Origin of the sequence: Phenylobacterium ferrooxidans, assembly GCF_042714595.1 — a bacterium.
Taxonomy (GTDB): Bacteria; Pseudomonadota; Alphaproteobacteria; order Caulobacterales; family Caulobacteraceae; genus Phenylobacterium; species Phenylobacterium ferrooxidans.
Map to the genome: position 1 here is coordinate 39,376 of NZ_JAOTJD010000013.1, position 25,471 is coordinate 64,846.

The following is a 25,471-nucleotide window of genomic DNA, read 5'->3' on the forward strand; positions in this document are numbered from 1 at the left end:
CTTGCGCCCATAGGCAAACGCCAGGCCTATGCAGATCATCGCCAAGACGACACACAGACCGGCCAACACCCGAACCACGCCGCGGTCAGTCACACGCTTACCCCCGTTTGGATGAGATCTGCGCAAGCTCTTCTGGCCGCAGCCAGCGCCAGGCAATCGCCTTGAGCTGAGGACCGCCGGTTATAGCGGTGCGCTGACCTGTCAGTCGGCATGCCCGATCGCGTCAACCAGACCGCCGACATATTCCCGCACATCGCGCGGCCAGCCCTCGCAGAGCTTATGAAACTGCTTCTGGTCCCCAGCGAAGAACGCTCTCGTGGCCTCCTCGAAGTTGGGCAGGTTTCCCGCCAGCGTCGACATGACCCGGTAGGCGCCTTCCTGGGCCCGTCGCGCTGCGTCAGCCTCGGCGCCTTCCCGGCGCGCCGCCTCAACCAGACGCCTCAGGGCTGCTGACGCGCCTCCGGGCTGTCCAGACAGCCAGTCCCAGTGCCGCGGCAACAGTGTCACTTCACGGGCCGTCACGCCGAGCTTGGGTCGGCCACGACCGGGCTTGGCGGCCTCGTCGCCAGACGCCGCGTCCTCTGGCTTGGGCGCCGCATAGCGCGCCTTTACCTCATCCGGCGTGCCGCGGAGGTCCAGGTCCACGGTCCTGCCGGTCGCATCATCGAAAACGATATTCCGTTCGACCCCCGCATCGACGGCGGTCTTCACGGCCAATGCGACTGTCGGCAGGTCGCCGGAGGCGATGCGTTTCTCGCCGGCGAACGCAGTGAACATGACAACAGGGTCCTGAAGGGATGATGCGGCTTGCTTCTCGCCGCTCTCACGGTCGCCGTCAATATACCCGGATAAAATCTCGCGCTCTGGAATATGAGGGCATCCCTGCCGGCTGGACCGGGTGGGGACATAGCCGATCCTTCGATAGGCCTCTCGCAGGCCGCCAAACCGGCGGATGTAGGTGTTTGTGCTTGCGACACCCGGCGCATCGTTGACGACCTTGTCGGTGAGGACGCCTGTCTGCGCATGGAGCCGGGCAAGCTGGTCTAGCAGTTGGGCGTCCGTCGCGTGGACGGCTTGGGCCTCGGTGACCTTCTGCGCGGCCATGAACAACTCTCGCGACACAATGGCCTCGAAAGCCCCGTCGGCTCGAATACGATCAGCCCGCGGGCGGATGACCTTGCGCCCGCCAAGCCAGCGGGCTTCCCGGCCGTAGACCATCGTTCCCGTGTACTTCTCGTTGGAAAGCACCTGGGCGATCGTCCAGGCGCGCCACGGACGACCCGCCTCGCCCAGGACTCCCTCGCGGTTCAGTCGATCGGCGATCGCCTGCTTGCCGCAGCCTTCATAGGTGAAGAGCCGATAGATCCGGCGAACCGTCTCGACCTCTTCGGGCGGACCGAGGATCAGAAGCACGCGATCAGTCGCCAGGTATTTCTGGTCTCCAGCCGCCAGCATGGCCTTGGCCCGGCCGCTCTCATCGACGAGCAACCTGCGCAGGCCGTAACCGGCGGGCCCGCCTTGGCGAAACCCTAAAGCCGATAGTCGCGCAGCTCCGGCAAAGCACTTACGCGAGAGCTCACGGCTGTGCTCCGCCGCCATCACACGCTTCATCGCCTTCAGGAGGGAGCCGGTCGGCGTGGCAGCGTTGCTGAAGGCCTCGGCGCAATAGCGGACGTCCACCCCGGCCGCCCGACAGATGTACTCGTAGTGTGCGGCCTCGTCGGAATCCTGGAAACGGCCCCAGCGGCTAATGTCCTGGACGAGGATGACCGCGAAGTCGGCCTGCCCGGCAAGCACAGTGGCCAGCAAGGCCTGCAGCGACGGTCGGCCCTCCAGTCGCAAACCGCTCTTGCCGGCGTCGGCAAAGGTCCGCACGATTTCAATGCCGTGCTCAGTGGCATAGGCGCCGATCTGGGCTTCCTGGTTCTCCAGGGAATACCGCTGCGTGTCCCGGCTCATGCGCAGGTATTGCGCCGCCCGGATTGGCGAGCCCGTCACGGACTGGTCGGTGAAGATAGCCGGGGCCACCTACCAGGCCCTTGGCCGGGCTTACGCGTCCGGGAATAGCCGATAAGGCCGTAGGCCTTCTTGAGGCCGCCGAACCGGTTGCGATAGACCGCCGCGCAAGGCAGGTCCGGGTTGGCGTCGATGAGATCGCCGGTCATTCGGACGGAGGCCGACACCGCCCGCGCGAGGCGCGCCAGGGCTTCCTCGTCACTTAGTCGCCGATAGCGATCCATCAGCCGTTGGGCGTCAGCAAACAGATCTCGTGACACGAGTGGCTCGAAGCTCGCCTCAACCTGCGTCCAGCTTTCCTGAGGCATCGGGCCAGGGCGTTCTCCGAGTGGGCACGATCGCCGGCCGAAAGTGAGGACGCCCAGATAGGTGTCATTGCGCAACACCCGTCGGACGCACCCTGCGCTCCAGGTACGGCCGGCCACAGCGGTGACACCTTCACCATTGAGCAGCGCCGCAATGCCGCCGGGGCGGAGGCCAGTCAGAACATAGAGCCGGAAGATCCGCGCCACCGTTGCGACTTCCGACGGGGGGCCGGGCGCCAGCATCACCCGGTAGCGGCTGGAGACCTTTCGCTCCCCAGCTTCCAGGACGCCGTGCACTCGGCCGGCCTGGTCGACGACATGGCGGCGCAGGCCATAGACCGCCGACCCGCTGGCCAGATAGCCCTTCCTCGCCACGGTGCGTTTGGCGATCCGGAGCCTCATCGACATGTCCCGGCTGAGCTCTGCGGCCATGGCCCGCTTAAGCTCTTTGATGAGCACGCCCTCGAGGCCGCCGTCATTGTCGAAGGGATCGGCGCAATACTCGACCGCCATCCCGGCTTTCCGGCACAGGAACTCGTAGTGGGCCCCCTGGTCGATATCCTGGAAACGGCCCCAGCGGCTGACGTCGAACACCAGGATGGCCCGGAAGTCGGGCGCAGGTCCTCGGGCGTCGGAGAGCAGCGCTTGCAGCCCTGGGCGACCGGTCAGAGTCAGGCCGCTTCTGCCCGCATCGACGTAAGAGCACACGATCTCGAAGCCGCGCTCGCTGGCATAGCGGGCGATCGCCGAGCGCTGGTTCTCGATCGAATAGACCTGGTCGTCCGTCGACATCCGGAGGTACTGAGCGGCTCGGATCGGATCGGCCATGACGCTGGCCTCCTGGCTGACGGCAGGCTTGCCTGAGCCGCCACGCCGCGCCTTACTCAGGCAATGTGCAACGAATATCAGCTCCGGGTCCGCCGCGGCGACTATGACTGGCAGTTCTCGGAACTGAACGTTCCGATCAACTGGGCCGACGCCGAGCCCAACAGGCCGCTGGATCGGCCGTTCAAACCCACTAACCGCGCCACGATGATCCGCGCCGTCGATCCGGCCGATCCCATGGCCGGGGTCGAGGGTCTGGAGGCCCGATGGTGGTTAGTGCCGTTCTTCCACAAGGGGCCCCTGTCGGCCTGGAAGGCGATGTGCACGAACGCCCGACTTGAGACCGTGGACACAACCGCGGCCTTCCGCGAGCCCTACAAGCGCCGCCGCGCGCTAATCCCCTTCTCCAGCTTCATCGAATACGACGAGCCGCCGGGCTGGAAGAAGGGCGAGCCCAAACGCCGCTGGGAGATCAGCTGGGCGCCGGCACATGAGAGGGACCGGGTGAGGTTCTTCGCGGGACTATGGGACACGGCCCATCCGGCCGACCATGACGGCCCACTCACCAGCTTCACCTTCGTCACCGGCCCGCCGGGTCCGTTGTTCTCGACGCCTCAGGCAGACACTGGAAAGCCGCTGCACAGCCGTCAGACCCGCGTCCTGACGCTGCAGCAGGGGATGGATTGGCTGAAGCTCGACGGCGGCGGCAAGGCGCTGCTTGAAGATCCTGAGCCGCACGGTGATTTCGTGCTCAAGCCGCGACCGCGGGAACTCGAGGCCACCGATTGAGACCTCACCTGGTGCCTACTCATGTGTCGGATGCCGGGCACAGGGGGGGGCCCGGCAGTCGGGGGCCTATCTGCGATCGCGCTTCGGGTTCAGCATAGGGCGCGACGGTCATAGCCGACTGCGACAGTGGCGCCGTGCAATCGACGCAGCCGACCAGACCGCGCTACGGTGAGCTGCGACAAGGTCTGGGGAAGCGATGGCGGTCACACATGGGCACGGGAACCCCAACTGGAACCGTGATGAAACCATCCTGGCCCTTGAGGCCTACTTCGCACTGGCAGGCAAAAGCCCGAGCGCTAAAGACCCCCAGATCATGGCCCTGTCCCAGACGCTGCGCGCCCTGCCCTATCACGGCGAAGCGGCGCGTAAGCCGACGTTCCGCAATCCCGACGGAGCCGCTTTCAAGGTGCAGAACCTCCGGAGCCGTGAGACCGGAAAGGGCCTTGGCAACGTCTCGCGAATGGACCGCGAAATCTGGGACGAACTTGGCGCCAATCCCGCCGAAGTCACTCGACTCGCCACGCTCATCCGCGCCGGAATCGTCGCCAACCTGGAGACCGCATCACGGCAGGTCGATGAGGCTGAGGACTTCGAGTTCTACGAGGGTCGTTTACTCACCCAAAGCCACATTCGGCGCGAGCGGAGCGCGGGTTTGCGCAAAGCGCTCTTGAAGAAGCGGCAGGGCGATGCCCTGCACTGCGATGTCTGCGGAGAGGCTCACGCCGGATTGTCCCCCGAGCTGCGCGCGGCGGCCTTCGAAGCTCACCATATCGTCCCAATCGCAACGGCTGGGGAAGGCCCGACGAAGCTCTCCGATGTCGCCCTTCTCTGCGCCACCTGCCACCGGCTTCTGCACCGCTTGATCGCTCTCAAGCGGGAGTGGGTCGGTTTGGCGGAAGCCAAAGCTGTCATCCTGGGCAGCGCAACTCCACTCTCCTAGATCGCGGAGAAACCGTTCCAATTCCGATATCGCCCAAGGCTCTGTTGGAGCGGTGCGACGCCGCGGGGTTATGTCCGGGAAGCGCCACGAGCAGACATTGGCTCACCTCCGGATACTGGACATTCAGCGCCCGTATCTGGCTATTCGGTGCTGATGAAAGCCGAACCATTGATCCGCGCATTCGACCCTCCGCTCGGAGGAGTCCTCTTCCACGCTGCGCCAGAGCGCCAAAACGAACTTGCCGGCTATCTGGGCTCCGGCTTTGCCGGGCTCGAGCTTTGGGATGGACCGGTAAACTTCTGGGCCGACGCGAAAGACAACATTGTGCGAGGCTCCTTTAGCGGGCTCCTCAGCCTGTGGTCAGCGTGTCGGGCTGCGCTTCTGTTCGCTGACGCTGGCGCGCAGGCGTTGCGGCGATCCGAGAGTGTAATTTCCGCCAACGCACCCACGGTTATTGAAGCGTGGAAACTAGTCGGAGCGGCCGACGCCTTGATCCGCGATCAGGCGGCGGAGTGGCCCGATGACCTAGTTCCTCCCGACACCAAGGCCAAGGATGTCGCCAGCAAAGCCGCGAATAACCTGTTCCTGTTCGCTAGCGCCTGGGCGTTGCTCCACGAAATTGGCCACCTTAAGCTTGAGCATTCTGAGAATGTAAGCGCGGACGAACGGAAACAGCAAGAGGTGGATGCTGATGCGTTCGCTAACCATTGGCTGCTTCAGAACTGCCCCCCAGAGCACATCGAATTTCGTACATTCGGCGTCGCCTGCGCCATCGCCTGGCTGGGCTTGATTGATCGTGTTCGCCGCGGGTCGACGACACATCCTCACGCAAGTGAGCGTCTTAACCGCGCCTCGGCGCTGTTCGATTTGAAGAGCGAGAGCCCCTCGTTCGAAATGACGTCGTACGTTCTCAAGGCGTTTTTCGATCCCAGCACACCGCTGCCCGACACCGAAGACACTGAGGAGGCCTTCGCCACTGTCGCCGCGGCCTGGTCCCAGCTTGAACGCTAGCGGCCGCTGCGCGCCACGATCCGACATTGGGACCGAGCCACATTCCGGACGTTCGGCCATTGAGCTCACAGGACTGGATCGACTCTAGTTGGGCCTTAGGTTAGTCGCCGACGTGGCGTAATGAATGCCCCCTTCAAGAACGAGATCATTGTCAAAGGCCTGTCATCCCTCTCGTAGTCATTCGTCCGCGTCGCGCTCCCGCGCTCCGTCAGCTGGCCAACCGCATCCCGATCAGCGACCGACGCCAAGGATATAAAGGTCGATATTGGCCGCCCCCCAGATCGCAAACATCACGAGGACGCTCCAGACGAGCATCGCGGCAAATAGCAGCCCGACCATTCCAGGCGTCGCGTCCCGCAGGCTGGCGTTCGCAAACAGCTTTCGCTCTTCCCCATGAAGCTGCCGCTTATACTCGCCGAGCAGCTCTTCGAACGAAAGCATCACGAGCCGCTCGCGCCTGCGCCGGAACTGGGAGAGAATCCCAACCGCTGCATTGCCTGCTTGACGCCAGCGCGGCCCCCCTCCCTCCGGAAGCTCAATGTTCGGCGCCATCATGTCGGCGCGGGCCATTTGCTGCATCAACATTCCCCGTACCATCCACCGGCCAAAGACGAGCATGATGAGGAAGTAGATGAGGACGTAGGCTGGTCCGGACAGCGCCTGGTCATACGTCTTGTCGATGCCTTGGGCGATGATCAGGCTGGCAGCTATCGCGAAAAGCCCGTCGACCATCTGGGAAAAATGTTCCGCTCCCATCCGCTTCGGCGGGTAGGCGCGCTTGAGCCTTTCGCCGAGCGCATAGACCACGATGATCCAGAGGATTCTCAACACGCCTGGCAAGTACCGGAAGCTGATCGTGAAGCCGCCGTAGATCAGCAGGACGATGACGTAAGCGAAGAAGAAACCCCTTATGCCCGCCTGCATATGCATCGGCTTTGGATCGTGCATCGGCAAGACAAGAGACAGGGCCGTGACTGCCAGCAACGCCGACCACAATGCGCTAAGCCCACCCAGGATGGCCTTGTCTGTCAGAAAGGTGCTGAGCGGAATATGGCCAGCTTTGAACGCCGCCATGAGTTGGGGACTGATGTATGAGAAGAACGCGATATGCGTCGCGGGTACTTTATGATCGTACGCGGCCACGAGGATCAGCGCACTTGAAGCAACCGCCAAGGTAGCGGCGGTCAGGAACACGGCGATGGCCAGCGATGGCTTGATGCCGATCAGCGCCTCCACCAACCCTGTCCGCAGCTGGGATTCAGCTTTTCCTAGCTCGTCCTTGTTGATGGTGACAACTTCCAGTCCCAGTGGTTCCAGGCCGCTTTCGCCGAGATAGCTGAAGGCGAAAGCTTCTTCGACAGCGTCATACGGTACGGTGATGCGCTGGCGTCCTTGCGGCCCCTCTACCGTGATTGCGAACTGCGTCTCATCGACCACTAGGTCCCAATAGTTGTTGTCGATGATCAGTTCGAACGCGCCCGTGGCCCGAGCTGCGGGTTGGAACGTCGCCCGTTCCGCCGGAAAGTTCAGTTGGATCCCAAGGGTGTCGCTCGGCCCGACCTTCGACTTGGTCTCCAACGCGCTTCGGATGGCCTGCGGTTCGAGCGGTATGTCGGCAGAAGAGAACGGCGCCCCTTCGGCGATCGGTTGCACGTCCGCTCGCTCGTAGAAGTCGATTAGCGCGCTGTACGGAACGACCAGCTCGTCCCACTCGCCCTTGACAGAAAGCCGGACTCTGAAGGCGTCAGCATCATCGCGAAGGTCGGCGAATTGATGCTGGAGAACGAAATTGAGCTTTGCTGCTTCGCTGCCGCTCAACGGTGCGGGCAGAATGACGCCGGGGTGTTTAGCGTCGATCGAAAAGACGATCGCCTTGCCTACGCCCTCTCCATCTCTCCGCTTGTTCGCCAGCTTGAGACGGATGGTTCTAATCGGTGGCGGCCCGATCTTCGGATTGCGCTTGCGCTTGACCTGCGCTCTGCCAGCAGCGTCGCTAGCCTTGGGCGTGACCATAGTGACTGGCTCCGCGGTGGTTAGACGAATTACGCGTCGGCTACTCGTAGTCTCGTCGCCGTACCAGGAGGTCCGGAGGCATGACGAAAGCGATCGTGTCACTCGGATCGGGAAGGTGTATAATTAAGTTTGGTCTCAGTCTACTTTGCCTTCTTTTCGACTCTTAAATCCATCGTTCCGCGAGCATCAGCTGTGCTTCATGCGATCTGATAGATCGTCTCCAGACCGTGGGTCAGGCTCTTCGCCTGACGGATGTTCGTCGCGGCCACCGCAGTATCAAGATGGGCGCTCGGGCTGATCGGCATGACGGCGCGCGAGGGCCGAGCCATGCGCGGATAGTGATGCTTGGGATCGAGTTCGAGTGATTGACCATTTCGACAAAAACGGCGTCGGTCTTGGCGCCCTCTTCGTGCCGAGTGATCAAAATCTAGTGGTCGATGGAACCCGGCTTGAAGCCCATCATGGCTGATTGCCCGTCGGGCTCACGCGCCCGCAGACCTTGGGACCGGGCGCCGGGTGGCGCCTCCGAGTCGTCGCCGAAAGGCGGGCGCGAATTGGAGCCAAGTAATCCCTCACAGCTCCATTTCGAGCAATCGGCCGCGGGCGCACCGCGTGGGGCTGCTGCGAGAGAATGCGAACATTCACCTTGTCCCTGGTTCGACTCCCTCAGCGCTATCAGGATTGAACTGACGACTTCCGTCATGCGCCAAGTCCGGAAGTTGGCTCATAGCCCACAAGCCGACCTTCACCTCGCTCCGCCAAATCATCTGTCTAAGGCTGAAGGGCTCAGTCACGGTTCCGGGCGGAGAATCACCGCCTGATTTCCTGCAAAGGGAAACCAGTCCACCTTCACCGCGCCCCAGAGGCGTTCGAAGCGCTCCCAGTCGTCAATGAGCCCTGCCCCGAACCCTGGATCGTGCCGCGTGATGTGCGTTTTGGTCCCCGCCAGAGCTACGGAAAAATGGGGCACAGCGCCCGGTTCCTCGGACGCCCTGTGTAGGACGATCACCGGCCCTTCTTCCAACTCGCCTCGCAGCGTCGCGCGATCCATAGACTTAATCTGGGCTTTCAATCCGAGAGCCTTCCCAGCGTGGAAGAAGCACGGCGCCAGGGCAAAGTGCCGGGGCCTGTCCCCGAATCCAAACTCTTTCAGCGCATCTTCTTCGGTGAGCGATAGGCCTGGATCGAAGTAGCGCGCCACCATGATGAAAGAGCACGGCCCACAGCCGCCGGCCGTCGTTTGAGCGAGATAGGGAACGGGCTCCATCAAGCGAGACTACCTTCGCTCAACCGCGCAGGCCATATGGCCGGTAGGCGGTCTTACGGCGGCTCCGCGCCATGAGCTGACATCCGCGTCCGGCCGAAGAGCTGACGCCCATTGCCGAAGACCGACACCACCGAGGGAACCGCCCAAGCCGAGAGGGGAGTACGGCAGTCAGTAGTCGCTAAGCACTTCTCCCGTCCTGAGACCGCCGGAGGCGACGATCGCCGCCTCTCCACTGACAATCCTGCGGGGCGCATCACAATTCGGGAAGCCGAGTTCCGGCGAAGGCCCAGATACACGATTGGCGGCTCATATGCTGATACACGTGTTGCGCAGCAGTGCCGGCAAGCTCTACCTTGACGGTAAAGTGGCGGCGCTATCCGCCTTGGATGGTGTGATGCATTGGCCAAGATCACCTTATCAACCGGCCCGTCCGTTGATCGACAGGCGATGCTATGTCGATTGAGCTCAGCCTTGAGGCTGAGGGCTTTTCAGCTGGCTTCCACGAAGATGATCAGCTGCGCAGCCGATTTATGCGAAGGCTCATCTTACACGACGGGTCCGCGGCACAGACCCAATCGACTGGCTGGTGCACGATTCCGAAGGTGCTCGTCAGGTTCTGGCATGATGCAGAGACCTTGCCGGCGGACGTAAGGGGATGCCTTCAAAGCTGGGAGGTTCTGGAGAAGGACGGATTCGAGATCGCTTTATACAACGATGTCTCTGCCACCGCCTTCATCTCCCAGACGTATGGTTTAGAACATGCCGCGGCATTCGCGCAGTGCGGCCATCCCGCTATGCGCAGCGACTATTTCCGACTTTGTTACGTACTTGCATTGGGCGGCTTCTATGTCGACGCTGACGACGTCGTGACAGAGGGGCTTTGGCCGCTCCTCTATGGTGACGACCGACTGAAGCTCCAGCCGCTCTGCTACGACGTGCCAAGTGGCACGATGGTGGAGGGTGCCGAACTCTGGGATAACGACGCTCCCGAGGCAGGGCGCATCTACTACGTAAACAACAACCCGTTGGTGGCACCGCCCGGGCACCCCGTGCTGCGGCGGGCTCTGGAGCGCGCCACGGCTGCTCTTCTGAACAGCTCTTCGCGCCGAGACATTCAGTCGATCACCGGGCCTGGAAATCTCACGGCAGTGCTGGCCGCGCACGCCCATGAACTCGCCCTCGCTGGGCACATCCACGACTTCGCACTGCTGCGATGCTGGGACCGCATTGCGAGAACGAAATGGGATTTGTCCTACCGGGCTGACGAGCGCAACTGGCGAAATGTCGATTGGGGCTGACGTGGTCTGTACGGCGGGGAAGATATGAATCTGCGTGAAGGCTTTGGGAGCCTGCGCGGCGTAAGCTTTAGAGTGGCTTTGGCGGCAAGGCGCCTGCTGCCCCCGAAGTCGATCCACGCCTTCGGACCGGGCGATGATCAGATTGGTGCGATCCTGGCGATCAATCTTGACCGTCAACCCGGTCGGTGGCGGTGGCTCCAGCAGGAGCTCGGGCGCTTCCGGGCGCAAGGCGGCCGTCGCCTTTCGCAGCTCGTGGAACGCCTGCCCGCGATCGATGCCCGGGATGGCCGCGAAACGGCGCCTACAGCCGATGTCGACCCGATCTACACCATGGGCGATCAGCTATTTGTGCAGCCTGATGCGCGGCTCGAGGAGTGTTTTGGTCGCGACCAGGCCATCCGCATGTCACGACAGGAGATCGCCGTAGCCCGCTCCCATGTTGAGGCATGGAAGAGGATTGCGCGAGGCCCGCACAAGTATGTGCTGGTTCTGGAGGACGATGTGTACTTCGTGCATGGCGCGCACCGACTGATCGACCAGGGCTGGCGCGCCGCACTGCAAGGTCTTGGTCCCGATGAGGGGCCACACCTTCTGTATCTTTCCTATTTGGATGCCGGCGGCACGGCGGAACGGGCAGATGTCACCGCCAACCTGTTCCGACCCATTAGGGGTCTTTGGTATTTCTCTGGCTATGTTTTGTCTCGCAGCGGTGCCGAACGCCTGCTCCGAATGATGCCGGTCGTTGGGCCTGTCGACCTCTGGATCAACCACCGCTTCGGGGATCTCAGGGTACTGGCGCTCTCCAAATCGGCGCTCCTTCAACGCGGCGACGGTGGGTCCGACAACGCCTATTCCATCTTGCCGTACCTCGCTCGATCCGGAACAGTCGATGCTGGCCCGAGCCCCGTCGGCCCCACGGCAGGCGGACGCGGCCTTGTGCTGGCTTGGAACGCGCCAGGTGCCACGGATGTCATGGGAATGGCGTTGTCGACGCTCGGTTACCGCGTCCGCACCTTCCCGGCGGAGGCGCCTTCGAACCGCCTCGCGACCATGCTCGAGTCCGAGGGCCTATTCGACGCCTACGTGGACGCCAACCTCGGTGATGCAGCGATTGAAGAGCTAGTTCGACAACGGCCCGACGCGCGGTTCGTGATCGGCGCGACCAGTCAGTCCAGCGATCATCCTGCGACACCCGATAGAGTCCATCGCTCGCTGCCGGTCGCCAGATCCGCCGTCGTGCCAATGGATGCCCTCGCCGGCAATCCCTGGGAGCCGCTATCGCACTTGTTGGCGCTCCCAGTGCCCGACCATGCATTTCCACGCGGCGTTTCGCACGGCATCGGAGTGTTCCGCGCCGAGGAGGCGAACTTGGCGCGGAAGACGGACAGGCTGGGAACTAACAAGATCGACGAATCCCCTTGGGTGCTTCCACCAACTGCCTGGCGGCCCCGCCAAGACGTAAGCGCTACAAGCGCGCGGGCGTGCGAATTCACACCCTGCCTAAACGTAGATCTGACCTCCCATTCGGCCGCTTTTCGCGCCCTCACAGAAACATTCCCCGGCAACATGGCGACTTTCGAGCCTACGGGGATCGAACACAGTGCCGAAGGCGCTAGCTTCGCACTTCGGAAAAGCGCCAGCGGCGTTCGCCCCCTAAGCTCGGGTGCTCTTGCCTCAACCGACAGCTTCACCTACGGCCGGTTCGAAGCCGAGATACGTCCGGCGCGTGGCAGCGGGCTCGTCACCGGCTTTTTCCTGCACAGGGATCTCCCGAGGCAGGAGATTGATGTCGAACTGCTCGGCTCTCGCCCGAACAGGATGCTCGCAAACGTGTACTTCAACCCCGGCGACGAGGGCACAGCGATAGCCTACGGCTATCGCGGAACACCGCATGAGATCGACCTTGGGTTCGATGCTACCGCGGACTTCCACACTTATGCTGTCGAATGGACGCCCGGCAGCATCCACTGGCTCGTCGATGGCCGAATCGTCCATGTGAGGTCGAGGTGGGATCCGACGCCGATTCCTCACCTTCCAATGCGCCTGCACGCCAACCTCTGGTCGCCCCGTTCCGTAGAGCTAGCAGGTCAGCTGGATGACGACACCCTCCCAGCACACAGCGCATTCCGGCGGATTGCCGTGCAGACTCTGGATCGTGTCAGCGAAATCTGCGGTGACTCGGCCGACCCGTGCTCTGAGCACCTGGGACATGAGGGCTTGCTCGAACCGGCCGAGCAACAGCCGTCCACCCGCCAGCCAGCGCAATAAGCGGGATCGCGCCAACAGCTGATATTGGGGTCCGCGCCGACAGCTGACATTGTTCCGACGTCTCGCGGGGGACCGCAGCGTGCCCATGATTGAGTGTAGATTGGTGCTTCAGGCTTGTGGGGAGCACATGAACAGCATGGCAGACTGGGTAGCAGCTTGGGGTGGATGGGTAGCAGCCGCCGCCGCTGTGTTTACAGCATACCTCGTGCTCAAGGACCGTCTAGCGCAGCGTGCAGGCATCCTCATCTCCTGGATCGAACCCTTGGCCGATACAAGCGGCCTCGCGGTCTTGCGCCTGACGTACGAGCGGCCGGGCGAGATTCACGAGCCTGTCATTGCTGAGGTTACACTACTCGGCCCGAAGCCAGCCTCAATCAGGCTACCGGTTGGTCCGGATGCGCCTGAACCTCCATGGAGCGGCTTCGTGAGGTGCCAGATGTACCCCCGCGCCGAACACCGCATGACGGGCGATGTACTGGCTCGGGTAACAATGGGCGAAGTCTTAGCCCTGTCGGCGAGGATCGTCATTCTCGTTGGGCGAACCAAGGTGCTCACGGCCCGCCGAGAAGTTCGAATCGATCAGCTGCCGCCTAGAGTCACACTAGAGCGGGACAGGGAGTGGCGTCGAAAGCGAGGGTTTTGGATCCCTGGCGATCCTAAGGACTAGGCCGCTTACCTAGTATCCCTCCGAGGTTCCAGGACTACGGCCCCGACGGGCGGAGGCTCCGGCCAGTCCCGCTCCCAGGGCTTGCAGTCCTTCGCTCCGTTCCGGCAGGGCGGCAGGTCTTGAGGCGGAGCAACGATCGGCGGGGCCTTCGCCCCGACGGCTGGAGGAGCCGCCAGAGTTCGGCGCGCCGCTGCGACGCCCGGCAACGTCGGCAACGCCGGAGAGGTATTTGTCGCCCATGCCTGCCCCAGCAGCACCACGACGGCGACCGCCGCCGCCGCAAACGACGCGCCAAGCCAGCGCTGAGCCGCCCGGAGATGCAAATTGCCCGCCTTCGCGCATGCCTCCAGGCCGGCGACCCCTTCCTCGAAGGTCGCGTCACTCCTGTCGGTAGAGGCCTTGGCGTTCGCTAACCGGCCCAGGAGCAGTTTCCGAACCTCGTCATCGGCCTGATCGCCCCAGACGAGCCGGGCGACTATCGGATCGACTGATGGAGTCTCGAAGACATCTTTGAAGGCTGCCGCCTGATGATGCGCGAGCGCGATCCTCGCATGGGCGGTCGCTTCAAGCAGACGTTGGGCAAGCCGTGCCGCGCCATGCATTATCGCGGTCGCGCCAAACGAAAAGCCGGTCACGCAAAGTATTGCTGGGATTGTGATTATGCGGAGCGCCGCGATCTGATCGTCAGCGCCGCCAGCGAAGCCGACTAGGGCGAGGATCAAGGCCCCGTTGGCGGCGGCCCCGGTCCATAGCAGCTTCTCACTCGATTGATCGACCTGCGCGGTGGCGGGGTCGTAGGGCGGCACAGAGTTCATACGGTGAGGCTGGCGACTTGCGGTATCGTTAGCAAGAGGGCTCACCGGCTCCGTCCACACGGCGGACCTTTCCAATGTCGCCCTAGACCCAACCTGGTCGTCGCGGCCGACCTGCCAGCCTCCTGCCCGAGAGCGGAAGTTGGTAACGACGGCAATGAGCCCAGAGCTGACGAAACTTTCTATCCGGGTCGGTAGCAGCGAGTAGCGGGCGCAGGCCTCATAGCTGAACGGTTCGATCAGCGGGGTTGATGCCGAACCAAACTCAACCTGGCTTTAATCTGAGTTGGCGCGCGTCTAGTTGGAGCGGTCCACTCGACCAGTCAAAGGCGCGACCGCCCTCACGCAACTTCGCGCGCCCGCCTTCGAAGCACCTCCGTGATTGAGCGGGGTGCGGCCATGAAGTTCGTCTGCCAACCATCAGATAGCGCGGTGATTGAGCTCCGTGAGCGCGCCGTCGCATACGGGCTTGGAGCGCTCGGCGATCCCGAGGTCCTCGAACTCTTCCTTTCCCGGTGCATGCCGACTGGCGCGCGCACTTGGGCGCAGGTCCTACTCGGGACCTGGGGCACCCTGGACGGGGTGCTGGCTGCGGACATCAAGGATCTTGAAGCCGTCATAGGCAAAGCGCCCGCAGCGGATCTGAAGGTGCTGCACGAAGCGGCGCTACGACTTGCCCAGGGGCAAGTTCGGAGGCGTGACGTCATCGCCAGTAGTTCGACGCTTGAGGCCTACCTCAGGATCCGACTGTCAGAACGAACCCGGGAGCAGTTTCGTGTCCTGTTTCTCGACCGACGCAACCACTTGATCGCCGATGAAGTACTCGGTGAAGGCACCGTCGATCACGCCCCAGTCTACCCCCGAGAGATCGTGCGTCGCGCGCTTCAGCTTGACGCCTGCGCCGTCATCTTGGTGCACAATCATCCAAGCGGCCAAACCTCTCCCTCCAACGCTGACCTCAAGACTACTCAAGAAATCGTCGAGGCCTGTCGTCCCTTACGGATTGTCGTCCACGACCATCTGATCGTCGCGGGCCACGAGGTGGTCAGCTTAAAGGCGTTGGGCCTGATGCTGTAGGCGCGGGCATGGCCCGGCCGTCAGATTGCAAAAATCCAGTCGCAGGACGGACCAGTTGGGGCCATTCGGCCCCGTTCGCGGCTCAAATATTTTTTTTCGCCGTAAAACGCTATATACATAGGTGAGATCTGAAACTGACCCATCTGGCTTCCTTGGGCCGACGACCGAAGCGCGTTTCGCTGAGGCGTTCGCGACGGTCGCGCTGTTGAATAAGCGTGAGGCCGCACGCCTTATCGGTGTGGATGCCGGCACCCTCGACGCCTTGACCGCCGACGGCATCATCCGCGCGGTCCCCCGGGGAAAGCGTCGGGCCTATACCGAGCGAGACCTGCGCTGCTTCCTGCTTGGCGAGGTCGCTGCAACGCCGACGCCTCAACGGTCGAAGGCTCGCGCCACGATCGTCCCCAAGCCCCAGACCTACAAGTTCTCCGAACGCAGTTGCCGCGCCCGGATCGGCGCGTGAGCGTCTACAAGCCGAAACAGAGCCGGATATGGCAGTACGACTTCGTCGTGGCTGGCCGGCGGTATGTGGGCTCCACCGGCGTCCTCAATAGGAGAGCCGCCGAGGAGTTTGAGCGGCGGATGCGCCAGGAGGTGGCGACCGGGAAGCTTGGCGCCATTGGTCAGCTGCCGCTGGATGAAGCTGCTGGTCGTTACTGGGAGGAGAAGGGGCGACACCGTGGCGACGCCGTCGATGTCGAGCGTCGGATCGAAGTCCTCTTGTCGCTCTTAGGCCCTCAGACTCGCCTGAGCGCCATTGATCAAGCGGTGGTCGCGGACGCGATCGAACGCAGGCGGACTGAGACCTTCAGGAAGGCCAAGGGCGACAAGGCCCGAGCCTATCCGGTTTCGAACAGCACGGTGAACCGCGACATCATCGAGACCTTGCGCCCGATCCTCAAGCGCGCGCGCACCCATTGGTCGCCACAGGGGACGCTGCACGGCCTGCCGGAGATCGACTGGCGTGACCTTCGCCTATCCGAGCCGCGCGCTCAAAGCCGCGTCTACAGCCAATCAGAAAAGGCAGCCTGGCTCGCGGCCTGTGACGGAGACGTGCGGCTAGCCCTGGATATGATGCTGACCTATGGCCTGCGTTACGGCGAACTCTTCTTTGCCCTGCACGCCCTCAATCTTGACGTCAGCGACCCCACCCTAACCCTTCAGAAGGGTCGCAAGCGCGACGTCATTCTGCATCTTCCTCTGCGGCGGGATCACGCCAGGGCCCTGACTGAACTCGTCGCCAAGGCTCGCGGCGCAGGCATAGATCAGGTCTGGTGCGTTGAGGTCGGAGAGACGGTCACTCCCCTCACCTACGGGATGCTGGAACACCGGATCAGCAAAGCGGCGAACGCCGCCAAGATCTCAGGTGGTCGCCGCATCCACGGAGCCCGTCACCATGCAGGCTCGATGATCTTGAAGAAGACGAAAAACCTGAAAGCCGTCCAAGGCCTCCTGGGGCATGCACGAGTCAGCAGCTCGGAGCGATACGCCCATGTCCTGACCGAGGAACTGCGGGCTGCGCTCGACGATGATGAGCCGCTAGATCCGCAGTCGGCTGAGGACGCCGGCGACAGGAAATAGGGTTCCAGCGGAGCCCCCGCGGTAGCTGTTGTCTCCCGCCGCACATGGCATGACGAGCCAGGTGCGAGACGATCTAGACCACTAGCTTTACCAAATCTCCCAGAATAGTCCCGAAGTCTCAGCGCCTACGCGGCTACAACCCGTTGAATATCAACACTCTAATCGACGCGCCCTGGGGTTTTGTAAACCGAAGGTCACGGGTTCGAGTCCTGTATCCGGCACCATTCCCCTTCCGAAGGCAGGCGTCTACAAGCGGCCACAAGGGTCGACATAAACCCTTACGCAGTAGGGAATTTTGGCGCTTCCCATTGAGACTGAAGCGATGAAACTGTCCATCCACGTCCGTCGGAAGCCTTGTGCATCTAAGAGTCTTGGGGGTAGCTGTGGGATACGTTTGACAACCCCAAGAGCGAGATACCCCCAAGGCGCCCCTAACGGACGTTCAGATCCGCCAAGCGAAGCCTCGCGAGCGACCCTACAAGCTGAGCGACTCAGGTGGACGATGCGGGTTATGATGTCGTTGAAGGAGCTGGTGGGATCGATGGCATCGAGCTCGCACCTCTGGACGCGTGAGGCGAAGACCTCTCAGAGCTGACCGCCGTTGTCCTAGCCGGCATAGAGGGTTGCTCTTGCGGCTTAGCGCCGGTTCAATCGGGCAGACTGCTCAAGCGGCCGAACGCGATAACAACAATCCAGCCCACCGCGCACCAGAAGGCGCCACAGGTGACGATCAGAAGCCCCAACGTTGTGCGTGGAGACCAGCGCCCTTCGATGGATGGATCGTTGGCGCGTCCGCCGGGAAGTTCAGTTGCGGCCGCCTGACGGGCGCATGGGCGGACATTGTCGTTTTGCCAGCCAGGTTCAGCCCTGTGTTGCTTTAGTGTTGGCGAGATTTTCGGCGCGAAGGCGGCCCCCACCACGGACAGGCGCTTCGCCCTAAAAGTAACCGCCGATCTCTCTTTTTGGCCTAGTCTACCCACGGCCCCCTCCTTTGACGCCTGTCAGCCGCCGAATACGCGCTCTTCACAAGGCGTCTCGGTTGCGACGTCCCAGAGTGAGCTTCACGACGCGACGCTACAACAGTGCGATGCCGCAAAATGGGGCGCCGCGATGCCCAAGTCCCGATTGTGGTGCAAAAGGGGCGCCTGCGGTTGAATGGGACGCGCTCGCCGACTTTATCGGCCGGTTGTCAGAATGGGGCCATGACCCGCTTCAATCTGTCGCGCCGCAATCGACTCCAAATGACGAGCGTGAGACAGCATTGCGCTCAGAGCGCGGCCATGTACCTCCAGCGACACCGTGGCTAGAGTAAGGGGAAGCTCTGCCGGAACATATCCGCCCGTAGTCTGGGTGAGGAGACCTATACCGGGCAACTTGTGAGCTTGGCGTCGAATAGTCTCAGCCGGATCCGACAAGAGTTTAGCAATAGCACGAATTGTAACCGGCTTCTTCATTTCCATCGGAACGGGTTGCTCTAATTTCGCATAACGCTAGCCGAGTATGCTGTCCTCGTTGAGGCGCCTGACACTCGCCACAAAGAATGCCATCCAGATGTGGGCGCCGAGCAGGCTCCCGGCCAGCCTCGTTGGGTGTAAGCTAAAGCGCCCTACGAACGGCAAAAATGGCAAATGAAGAACCGGATAACAATATTTCCCCCCTGCCAGACCTAAAGACAATTTTCCAGAATTATTAGATCGGCTTTCAGGAAAGTATTCGACCAGCTTGTGGGCGTCCACTTTCGACAACAAACCGACTGTGCACTCGAAAAGATCTCTTCTAGATGGGTGGAAAACCCAACAGGTGACGGTTGTGCGCCCCGCCGGTTGGCGCAAGCCTGAGCGAACGGTGCGGCTCCCGTTCATGTGGGCCCCATGTCGGCCATGCGGCGAAGCTTAGAAAAATTTAGCATCCTTGGCCTATGCCTCTCCTCCATGTCTGAAGCTCAGTGGCTTGATCGTCGTATTGAACCCCGCGCGCCGACGAGCGATCGGGTGCGGGTGTTCTATGGCCCCGCTCTCGGTTCCTGGTGGGACGCGACCATGCGCGACGTCAGCTCCAGCGGCCTGAAGCTGGAAATTCCGGCCCTGGTCCCCCTGCCCAAGGCGCTGACCGTGCTGCACGTGCCCGACGGCGAGGTGTTCATCGTGCGGGCCAAGTGGCGCAACCACGACATGATCGGCTGCAAGATCCACCAACGCCACAATCTGGAAACAGAGACGGACCCCGCCTTCGACGCCCTGAAGGTCAGTTGGCGGTCCCTCAAGGCGTAAAGTCCAAACCCGATAGAATCCCACTGTGTCGACTACCTGACTTTCCAGGTATAGATCGCATCTGCGTTTTCCTGCGACCCTCGATCACACTGTATGCTAGGTGTAGGCGCCGGGGACGCTGAAGCCTGAATGCTGGATTATCGGATATACTTCCTGGGCGCCAACGGGCGCATCAGCCGCGCCATCGCCTTCGAGTGCGAGAACGACGCGTCGGCCATCGAACTTGCGCGCCAGCACACCCACGAGCACGCCATGGAACTGTGGCAACAGGCCCGGATGGTCCAGCGCTTCGAGCCGCAGCCGCCCGAATAGACCGCTGCGGCCAGGTCTCTGCTGGCCGAAGGGCCGGGCGCCAGGCGGCTGCGGAAAACCGGTTTCCACACTTCCTGATCCCGCCTAGAGCCTGATCCGTTGAGGTGGAATCGCTTCGCGATTCCGCCGATGCGGTGGATCAGGCTCCAGATATAAGCGAGAGCATGATTCACGCCTGAGCCGGGACCGCTGCGCGGTTCCGTCTCAAGCGATCATGCTCTAGGACGGGTCATGACCGTCAAGCCCATCGAGATCTTCATCGACGCCGACGCCTGCCCCGTGAAGGACGAGATCTACAAGGTCGCCCAGCGCTATGGACTCAAGACCTGGGTGGTCTCCAACGCCTTCATCATGATCCCCAGGTCATCGATGATCGAGCGGGTGATCGTCGACGCGGGGCCCGACGTGGCCGACGACTGGATCGCCGAGCATGTGGCGCCGGGCGACGTGGCGGTGACCAACGACATTCCCCTCGCCGAGCGGGTGCTGACCGCGGGCGGACACGCGGTGGCGCCCAACGGCAAGCCGTTCACGGAGAACTCCATCGGCGCGGCCATCGCCCAGCGGGCCCTGATGGAGCAACTGCGCTCGACCGGCGACATCATGGGCGGGCCCAAGCCCTTTGACCGCAACGACCGGTCGCGGTTCTTGCAGGCCCTGGACGAGATCATCCAGAAGGAACGCCGCAGGCGGGGCTGAGCGCTTGCCAATGACGGCGCTTCGAGTAGCTTCCGCCCACCTACGCTCTCGAGAGGATTTCCCATGCGCCACCTCGCCCTGACGCTCGCCGCCACTGTCGCCGTCATCGGACTTTCGGCCTGCGGGAAGTCGGGCGGGACGGAGAGCGCCTCGACCCCCGCCTCGGCCCCGACGCCGGCGGCCGCTCCCGAGCTGAGCGACGCCGAGAAGCAGACCCTGCTGGCCGCCCTGCCCGCCCCCTACAACACCGGCGACCTGGCCAACGGCAAGAAGGTGTTCGCCGTCTGCAAGTCCTGCCACACCATCGTGCCGGGCGGCGCGAACATGACGGGCCCGAACCTCTACGGCATGTTCGGCCGCAAGCCGGGGACCTCGGAGGGCTACAAGTATTCCGAGGTCGTCAAGGCCGCGACCTTCACCTGGGACGCTGAGCACCTCGACAAGTGGCTGGCCAGTCCCAAGACCTTCATGCCCGGCACCAAGATGAGCTTTGTGGGGGTGAAGGACGCCAAGGATAGGATCGACCTGATCGCCTATCTGAAGGTCGAGACGGGTTACAAGCCGCAGTAGCGGCCCGCGCGCTCGGAAAGCGCGCGCTTGGATTCAGACAACCTTGACGCGCACCTTGGCGCGGATCACCATAATGGGGTCGAGCTCTTGCAGCATCGATCCCGATCATCTCCCCCTGGGGTGACGGGCTAGGGGTGCGACTCTCCCGCAGGAGCCGCATCAGCGCCGGCGCGACGCCCCCGTCGTCGCCGGCGCGAACATCCCAATGACAGTCTTTCCTCCTCCCCGCTCCGGCGGGGAGGCTTTTCGCGCGACCAGCCTATTCGGCGGCGTTCGCGGCGCGCGTCTGCTCGGCGTCCTCGAAGGCCTCGATGCGGCGCGCGGTAGCCAGGGGCGACTTCGTGAAGCGGGCCAGCATGTTGTAGAAGACCGGCACGATGAACAGGGTGAGCAGGGTCGTGAAGATGGCCCCGAAGAAGATCACCACCCCGATGGTCTTGCGGCTCTCGCCGCCCGCCCCGCCCCAGACGATCAACGGCACGGCCCCAGCGGCGGCCGAGATCGAGGTCATGATGATGGGCCGCAGGCGCAGGGAGGCGCTCTCGATCACCGCCTCGCGGATGGACAGGCCGTCATCGCGCAGCTGGTTGGCGAACTCCACGATCAGGATGCCGTTCTTGGCGGCGATCCCTACCAGGATTATCAGCCCGATCTGACTGTAGGTGTTGATCGTCGAGCCTGCGACCAGGAGGCCGAACAGTCCCCCCAGCACCGCCACGGGCACGGTCAGCATGATCACCGCGGGGTGGATCCAGCTCTCGAACTGCGCGGCCAGGACCAGGAAGACCAGCAACAGGGCCATGCCGAAGGCCAGGCCCACGGCCCCGCCCGCCTCAAGATAGTCGCGGGCCGTCCCGCCCCACTTCACCGTGGTGCCGGGGCGCTTGGCGACCTCGTCCTGCAGGAAGCTCACCGCCTCGCCCACCGTGTATCCGGGGTTGAGCTGCACGCTGAGGGTGATGGCCCGCAGGCGGTCAACCCGTGACCGGTCCGGAGTGTCGCCACGCACCTCGGTGCTGACCACCGAGGACAGGGGCACGGTGGCGCCGGAGTTGGTGCGTACATAGAGGCTGGCCAGGTCGTTCTCATTCTGGCGATTGACGCGGTCGGTCTGCAGGATGACGTCGTATTCCTGGCCGTCGCGGATGTAGGTCGTGACCTTGCGCGAGCCGAACATGGTCTCCAGGGCGCGGCCCACCGACTGAGCCGAGACGCCCAGGGTCGCGGCCTTGTCGCGGTCCAGGTCCACCAGCAGGCGCGGCGAGGTGGGCTCATAGTCCAGGCGCGGACGGGCCATGCCGGGATTGGCCTGAACGGCCGCCATCAGCGGCTGGATCAGGCGCTCGATCTCCGGGTACTCGTTGCCGACCACGATCAGGTCGACATTGCTGCCCCCGCCGCCCGGACCGCCGCCGCCCCGCTGCAGACTTGGACGCACCGAGGCGATGGCGCGGATGGCGGTGATCTTTGAGAAATCTCGGTTGAGCTGGGCGGCGAGATCCTGAGAGCTGATCTTGTGCGCGGCGTCGTCCGGCAGGGAGGCGTTGGCGTTGCCGGTGTTGAACTGGTTCTGACCAAAGCGCGGCACCCCCAGGGTGTAGCGGGTGATCGTGCCGTCCTTCAGCAGGTCCTGGAGACGCGCCTCGACCTGCTTGGCGGCCGGTAGGGTGTAGTCGTAACCCGCGCCTTCGGGGCCCTGGATGTTGATGTCCACCCGGCCCCGGTCCTCGTTGGGCACCAGTTCGCGGGGCAGGACGGTGAAGAGCGCAAAGGCCAGGCCCGCCAGCACGGCCACCAGGGCCACGGTGGCCACCGAGGCCGAGCGGCGGCCCAGCATGGCGTCGAGGGAGGCGTGGTAGGAGTTGCGCAGCTTGGTCATACCGGCGTCCACGCGCCGGGCGATGAAGCCCTCGCCATGGGCCGGACGCAGCAGCTTGGAGGCCAGCATCGGCGAGAGGCTGAGCGCCAGCACGGCCGAGAAGGCCACCGCCGCGGTGATGGCCACGGCCAACTCCACGAACAGCTTGCCGATATAGCCCGGCAGGAACATCAGCGGCGCGAACACCGAGATCAGCACGATGGTGGTGGCCACCACCGCGAAGAACACCTGCCGCGCGCCGCGCTGGGCGGCCACCACGGGGGGCTCACCCTCGTCGACGCGGCGCTGGATGTTCTCCACCACGACGATGGCGTCATCCACCACCAGACCGATGGCCAGCACCAGGGCCAGCAGGGTCAGCAGGTTGATGGAGAATCCAAGCGGGGCCAGGATGATGAAGGTCGACAGGATGCAGATCGGCGCCACCACCGACGGGATGATCGCCGCCCGCCATGTGCCCAGGAAGACGAAGTTCACCAGGGCCACCAGCGCCAGGGAGATCCCCATGGTGATCCACACTTCGTCGATGGCGTGCTTGGTGAAGACCGTGAAGTCGACCGCCATCTCCAGCTTGGTGCCGGGGGGCAGCGACTTGTTGATCTCCGGCAGCTGATCGGCGACGCCCTTGGAGATCTCGAGGTCGTTGGCCTGGGACTGCCGGGTGATGGCGATGCCCACCATGTCGCGGCCGTTGGAACGGAAGGTGCGGCGGCGCTCGTCGGCCGCCTCCTCCACGCGCGCGATGTCTCCCAGGCGGGTGACATAGGCGTTCTGGCCCTGGTCGGCGGCGCTGACGGCGCCGTCGGCGCTCGCGGTGGTGCCGAGCGCGCCGGCCGAGCCGGCGACGCTGGTGGAGGTGACGGCGGCGGCGCGGGCGGTCGAGGTGACCGGCAGCTCCCGGAACTCGGCGGGCGAGGAATAGCCGCGGGCGACGCGGATCGTGAAGTCCTTGGCGGGCGCCTCCAGGGCGCCGGCCGGAAGCTCCAGGTTCTGGGCGTTCAGGGCGCTCTCGACGTCATCGACGGTGATGCCGCGCGACGCCATGGCCTGAGGATCGAGCCAGATGCGCATGGAGTAGAGCTGACTGCCGCCCAGGTTCACCTGGGCCACGCCGGGGATCGTTGAGATCCGTTCCACCAGATAGCGGTTGGCGTAGTCGGAGAGCTGCAGGCGGTTCAGGGTCGTGGACGAGAACGCCAGGAACATGATGGGCGAACCGTCGGCGTTGGCCTTGGCGATCTGCGGCGGGTCGGCCTGCTGCGGCAGCTGGGAGGTCACCCGGCTGACCGCGTCGCGCACGTCATTGGCCGCGGTGTCGAGGTCGCGGTCGAGGGTGAAGGAGACGTTGATCCGCGAGGAGCCGTCGCGGGAGGACGAGTTCACCCGGTCGATGCCCTGGATACCGGCCACCTGGCGCTCGATCACCTCGGTGATCCGCTCCTCGACGACTTCGGCCGAGGCGCCGCGATAGGTGGTGGAGACCGAGACCACCGGCGGGTCGACGCTGGGCAGCTCGCGGACCGACAGCGAGGTGAAGCAGGCCAGGCCCACGACGCACAGGATGATCGACGCCACCGCGGCGAGCACCGGACGGCGGACGGAGATGTCGGAGAGCATCATGGCGCGGGTTGGCGGGCGGCTCCGCCCGCTCCGGGCGGCCGGGCCGCGCCCACAGGCTTCACGGCCTGGTTCGGCTGGATCTTGTTGAGGCCGTCGCCCACGACCCGGTCGCCGGCGGCCACGCCGTCCTTCAGCTCGACGAAGCCGTCCTGGCGCACGCCGGTGACCACCGGGCGCTGCTCAGCCACCGTGCGGTCGCCCTGTTTTGCCAGGACATAGACGAAGGCCTTGTCACCCTGGACAGAGACCGCGGATTCCGGAGCCGAGAGCCCCTGGCGGCCGCCTTGGACCACCGCGACCCGCATCATCATGCCGGGCTTCAGGCGGCGATCCGGATTGGGGAATTCGGCGCGGGCGGTGAGGGCGCGGGTGCGCTCGTCGATGCGGGTGTCCAGCAGGGCGATGCGGCCCTGGATGACTTCGCCCGGATAGGCGTCGACCCTGGCGCTGACGGCCTGCCCCTGACGCACGGAGGCGATGTAGCGGTCGGGCACCTGGAAATCGACGCGGATGGTGCTGGTGTCGTCCAGGGTGACGATCGCCGAGCCCGGATTGATCAGGGCGCCCGGGGTGATGTCGGTGAGGCCAACAACGCCCGCGAAGGGGGCGCGGATCAGCCGGTCGCCCTGGCGGGCCTGGGCGGCGGCGACATTGGCCTTGGCCGAGAGATAGTTGGCCTCGTACTGGTCGATCATCGCCTTGGAGGCGAAGCCCTGCTGGCCGAGGGTCTTGTAGCGCTCATAGGCGCGCTGCGCCTGGACCAGACTGGCCTGGGCCTGGGCGAGGCCCGCGTCCTGCTCGGTGTCCTTCAACTCCACCAGCACCGCGCCGCGGGCGACGGACTGACCCGGAGAGAAGCGCACGCGTTCGACAAGCTGGGTCGCCGCCGCGGTCAGGGTGACCGACTGGCGACCCTTGGCCACGCCGATGACGTCGATGGTGTCGGTGAAGAGCCGGGGCTGGATGACCACCACCGCGACATCAGCCGGACCGCCCATGCCGCCTCGGCCGCCACCGCCGCCCGGACGACCGCCCGGACCGCCCCCCTTGCCCTGCGCCACGGCCGCGCCAGGCGGACCCCCAGGGCCCTGCGTCTTCCCAAGGGTCAGCTTGTACGCCCCCGCGACCAGCATGAGGATCAGCACAAGGATCGCGCCGGTGAGGAAGAAGTGGCGTCGTAACAAGCGGGGGGACTCCGTCGCCTCGATAATGCGGGCGGCCAGTGGGTTCAAAGTCGAGCGGTCTTATGGCT

The 25,471-nt window shown here is 63.9% G+C and carries 19 protein-coding genes; 12 read left to right on the plus strand and 7 right to left on the minus strand.

The genetic code is table 11. The features are described 5' to 3' along the window. Positions 1-201: 201 nt before the first annotated feature. Together OCL97_RS08635 and OCL97_RS08640 are read right to left on the minus strand one after the other, a co-directional pair. Positions 202-2,028 carry a DUF2239 family protein gene (locus OCL97_RS08635; RefSeq protein WP_377369373.1) on the minus strand — a complete coding sequence of 609 codons (1,827 nt, stop codon included), beginning with the start codon at positions 2,026-2,028 and terminating at the stop codon, positions 202-204. Continuing rightward, positions 1,995-3,149 carry a recombinase family protein gene (locus OCL97_RS08640; RefSeq protein WP_377369375.1) on the minus strand — a complete coding sequence of 385 codons (1,155 nt, stop codon included), beginning with the start codon at positions 3,147-3,149 and terminating at the stop codon, positions 1,995-1,997. The genes OCL97_RS08635 and OCL97_RS08640 overlap by 34 nt, the downstream gene beginning before the upstream one ends. Positions 3,150-3,212: 63 nt before the next feature. On the opposite strand from OCL97_RS08640, the gene OCL97_RS08645 reads away from it, so the two are divergent. The 3 genes from OCL97_RS08645 (at position 3,213) to OCL97_RS08655 (ending at position 5,886) form a co-directional block, all read left to right on the plus strand. Further along, positions 3,213-3,935, plus strand: coding sequence for an SOS response-associated peptidase family protein (locus tag OCL97_RS08645; protein WP_377369377.1), 723 nt, complete (start codon positions 3,213-3,215; stop codon positions 3,933-3,935). A 196-nt stretch (positions 3,936-4,131) separates the two neighbouring features. Beyond that, positions 4,132-4,875 (plus strand): HNH endonuclease, encoded by a 744-nt coding sequence (locus OCL97_RS08650; RefSeq protein WP_377369379.1) that lies wholly within the window; start codon positions 4,132-4,134, stop codon positions 4,873-4,875. Between the two features lie 153 nt (positions 4,876-5,028). Further along, complete coding sequence (locus OCL97_RS08655; RefSeq protein WP_377369455.1) at positions 5,029-5,886, plus strand: phage exclusion protein Lit family protein; 858 nt, start codon at positions 5,029-5,031, stop codon at positions 5,884-5,886. A 231-nt stretch (positions 5,887-6,117) separates the two neighbouring features. Here OCL97_RS08655 and OCL97_RS08660 read toward each other — a convergent pair whose 3' ends face one another. Together OCL97_RS08660 and OCL97_RS08665 are read right to left on the minus strand one after the other, a co-directional pair. Continuing rightward, a complete protein-coding gene (locus OCL97_RS08660; RefSeq protein ID WP_377369381.1) occupies positions 6,118-7,899 on the minus strand; it encodes a ClpXP protease specificity-enhancing factor SspB in 1,782 nt (593 codons plus the stop codon). A 790-nt stretch (positions 7,900-8,689) separates the two neighbouring features. Continuing rightward, positions 8,690-9,166 (minus strand): hypothetical protein, encoded by a 477-nt coding sequence (locus OCL97_RS08665; protein ID WP_377369383.1) that lies wholly within the window; start codon positions 9,164-9,166, stop codon positions 8,690-8,692. Between the two features lie 452 nt (positions 9,167-9,618). Between OCL97_RS08665 and OCL97_RS08670 the strand changes: the two genes are divergently transcribed. Next, positions 9,619-10,464: a glycosyltransferase family 32 protein gene (locus OCL97_RS08670; protein ID WP_377369385.1), complete on the plus strand. Its 846-nt coding sequence runs from the start codon at positions 9,619-9,621 to the stop codon at positions 10,462-10,464. A gap of 24 nt (positions 10,465-10,488) precedes the next feature. Beyond that, positions 10,489-12,732 carry a family 16 glycosylhydrolase gene (locus tag OCL97_RS08675; protein ID WP_377369387.1) on the plus strand — a complete coding sequence of 748 codons (2,244 nt, stop codon included), beginning with the start codon at positions 10,489-10,491 and terminating at the stop codon, positions 12,730-12,732. A 672-nt stretch (positions 12,733-13,404) separates the two neighbouring features. Here the strand turns inward: OCL97_RS08675 and OCL97_RS08680 are convergent. Next, complete coding sequence (locus OCL97_RS08680) at positions 13,405-14,214, minus strand: hypothetical protein (RefSeq protein WP_377369389.1); 810 nt, start codon at positions 14,212-14,214, stop codon at positions 13,405-13,407. A 396-nt stretch (positions 14,215-14,610) separates the two neighbouring features. Here OCL97_RS08680 and radC point away from each other — a divergent pair, with 396 nt between their 5' ends. The 7 genes from radC (at position 14,611) to OCL97_RS08715 (ending at position 20,720) form a co-directional block, all read left to right on the plus strand. After that, positions 14,611-15,288, plus strand: a complete 678-nt coding sequence (gene radC, locus OCL97_RS08685; protein ID WP_377369391.1) for a RadC family protein — start codon at positions 14,611-14,613, stop codon at positions 15,286-15,288. Between the two features lie 205 nt (positions 15,289-15,493). Continuing rightward, positions 15,494-15,751: a hypothetical protein gene (locus OCL97_RS08690; RefSeq protein ID WP_377369393.1), complete on the plus strand. Its 258-nt coding sequence runs from the start codon at positions 15,494-15,496 to the stop codon at positions 15,749-15,751. Then, entirely contained in the window at positions 15,748-16,869 is a 1,122-nt protein-coding gene (locus OCL97_RS08695) for a tyrosine-type recombinase/integrase (RefSeq protein ID WP_377369395.1), read from the plus strand. Before OCL97_RS08690 ends, OCL97_RS08695 begins: the two co-directional genes overlap by 4 nt. 2,039 nt (positions 16,870-18,908) lie before the next feature. After that, the gene (locus tag OCL97_RS08700) at positions 18,909-19,139 is read left to right on the plus strand and encodes a hypothetical protein (RefSeq protein ID WP_370690237.1); all 231 of its coding nucleotides are present in this window, start codon (positions 18,909-18,911) and stop codon (positions 19,137-19,139) included. A 129-nt stretch (positions 19,140-19,268) separates the two neighbouring features. Further along, positions 19,269-19,451, plus strand: coding sequence for a hypothetical protein (locus tag OCL97_RS08705; protein WP_377369397.1), 183 nt, complete (start codon positions 19,269-19,271; stop codon positions 19,449-19,451). 231 nt (positions 19,452-19,682) lie between these two features. Beyond that, positions 19,683-20,150 (plus strand): YaiI/YqxD family protein, encoded by a 468-nt coding sequence (locus OCL97_RS08710; RefSeq protein WP_304782960.1) that lies wholly within the window; start codon positions 19,683-19,685, stop codon positions 20,148-20,150. 63 nt (positions 20,151-20,213) lie between these two features. After that, positions 20,214-20,720, plus strand: a complete 507-nt coding sequence (locus OCL97_RS08715; protein ID WP_304782963.1) for a c-type cytochrome — start codon at positions 20,214-20,216, stop codon at positions 20,718-20,720. Positions 20,721-20,979: 259 nt separating this feature from the next. On the opposite strand, the gene OCL97_RS08720 is transcribed toward OCL97_RS08715, so the two are convergent. Further along, positions 20,980-24,216: an efflux RND transporter permease subunit gene (locus OCL97_RS08720; protein ID WP_377369457.1), complete on the minus strand. Its 3,237-nt coding sequence runs from the start codon at positions 24,214-24,216 to the stop codon at positions 20,980-20,982. After that, positions 24,216-25,403, minus strand: a complete 1,188-nt coding sequence (locus tag OCL97_RS08725) for an efflux RND transporter periplasmic adaptor subunit (protein WP_377369399.1) — start codon at positions 25,401-25,403, stop codon at positions 24,216-24,218. The genes OCL97_RS08720 and OCL97_RS08725 overlap by 1 nt, the downstream gene beginning before the upstream one ends. Positions 25,404-25,471: the final 68 nt, after the last annotated feature.

Excerpts from the sequence above, each read along its gene's own strand:
- OCL97_RS08670 (WP_377369385.1), top strand. The coding sequence starts at position 9,619 with ATGTCGATTGAGCTCAGCCTTGAGGCTGAGGGCTTTTCAGCTGGCTTC.
- OCL97_RS08645 (WP_377369377.1), top strand. The coding sequence starts at position 3,213 with ATGTGCAACGAATATCAGCTCCGGGTCCGCCGCGGCGACTATGACTGG.
- OCL97_RS08710 (WP_304782960.1), top strand. The coding sequence starts at position 19,683 with ATGACCGTCAAGCCCATCGAGATCTTCATCGACGCCGACGCCTGCCCC.
- OCL97_RS08640 (WP_377369375.1), bottom strand. The coding sequence starts at position 3,149 with ATGGCCGATCCGATCCGAGCCGCTCAGTACCTCCGGATGTCGACGGAC.
- OCL97_RS08700 (WP_370690237.1), top strand. The coding sequence starts at position 18,909 with ATGCGCGACGTCAGCTCCAGCGGCCTGAAGCTGGAAATTCCGGCCCTG.
- OCL97_RS08675 (WP_377369387.1), top strand. The coding sequence starts at position 10,489 with ATGAATCTGCGTGAAGGCTTTGGGAGCCTGCGCGGCGTAAGCTTTAGA.
- OCL97_RS08655 (WP_377369455.1), top strand. The coding sequence starts at position 5,029 with ATGAAAGCCGAACCATTGATCCGCGCATTCGACCCTCCGCTCGGAGGA.
- OCL97_RS08665 (WP_377369383.1), bottom strand. The coding sequence starts at position 9,166 with ATGGAGCCCGTTCCCTATCTCGCTCAAACGACGGCCGGCGGCTGTGGG.
- OCL97_RS08650 (WP_377369379.1), top strand. The coding sequence starts at position 4,132 with ATGGCGGTCACACATGGGCACGGGAACCCCAACTGGAACCGTGATGAA.
- OCL97_RS08720 (WP_377369457.1), bottom strand. The coding sequence starts at position 24,216 with ATGCTCTCCGACATCTCCGTCCGCCGTCCGGTGCTCGCCGCGGTGGCG.
- OCL97_RS08660 (WP_377369381.1), bottom strand. The coding sequence starts at position 7,899 with ATGGTCACGCCCAAGGCTAGCGACGCTGCTGGCAGAGCGCAGGTCAAG.
- OCL97_RS08715 (WP_304782963.1), top strand. The coding sequence starts at position 20,214 with ATGCGCCACCTCGCCCTGACGCTCGCCGCCACTGTCGCCGTCATCGGA.
- radC (WP_377369391.1), top strand. The coding sequence starts at position 14,611 with ATGAAGTTCGTCTGCCAACCATCAGATAGCGCGGTGATTGAGCTCCGT.
- OCL97_RS08705 (WP_377369397.1), top strand. The coding sequence starts at position 19,269 with ATGCTGGATTATCGGATATACTTCCTGGGCGCCAACGGGCGCATCAGC.
- OCL97_RS08680 (WP_377369389.1), bottom strand. The coding sequence starts at position 14,214 with ATGAACTCTGTGCCGCCCTACGACCCCGCCACCGCGCAGGTCGATCAA.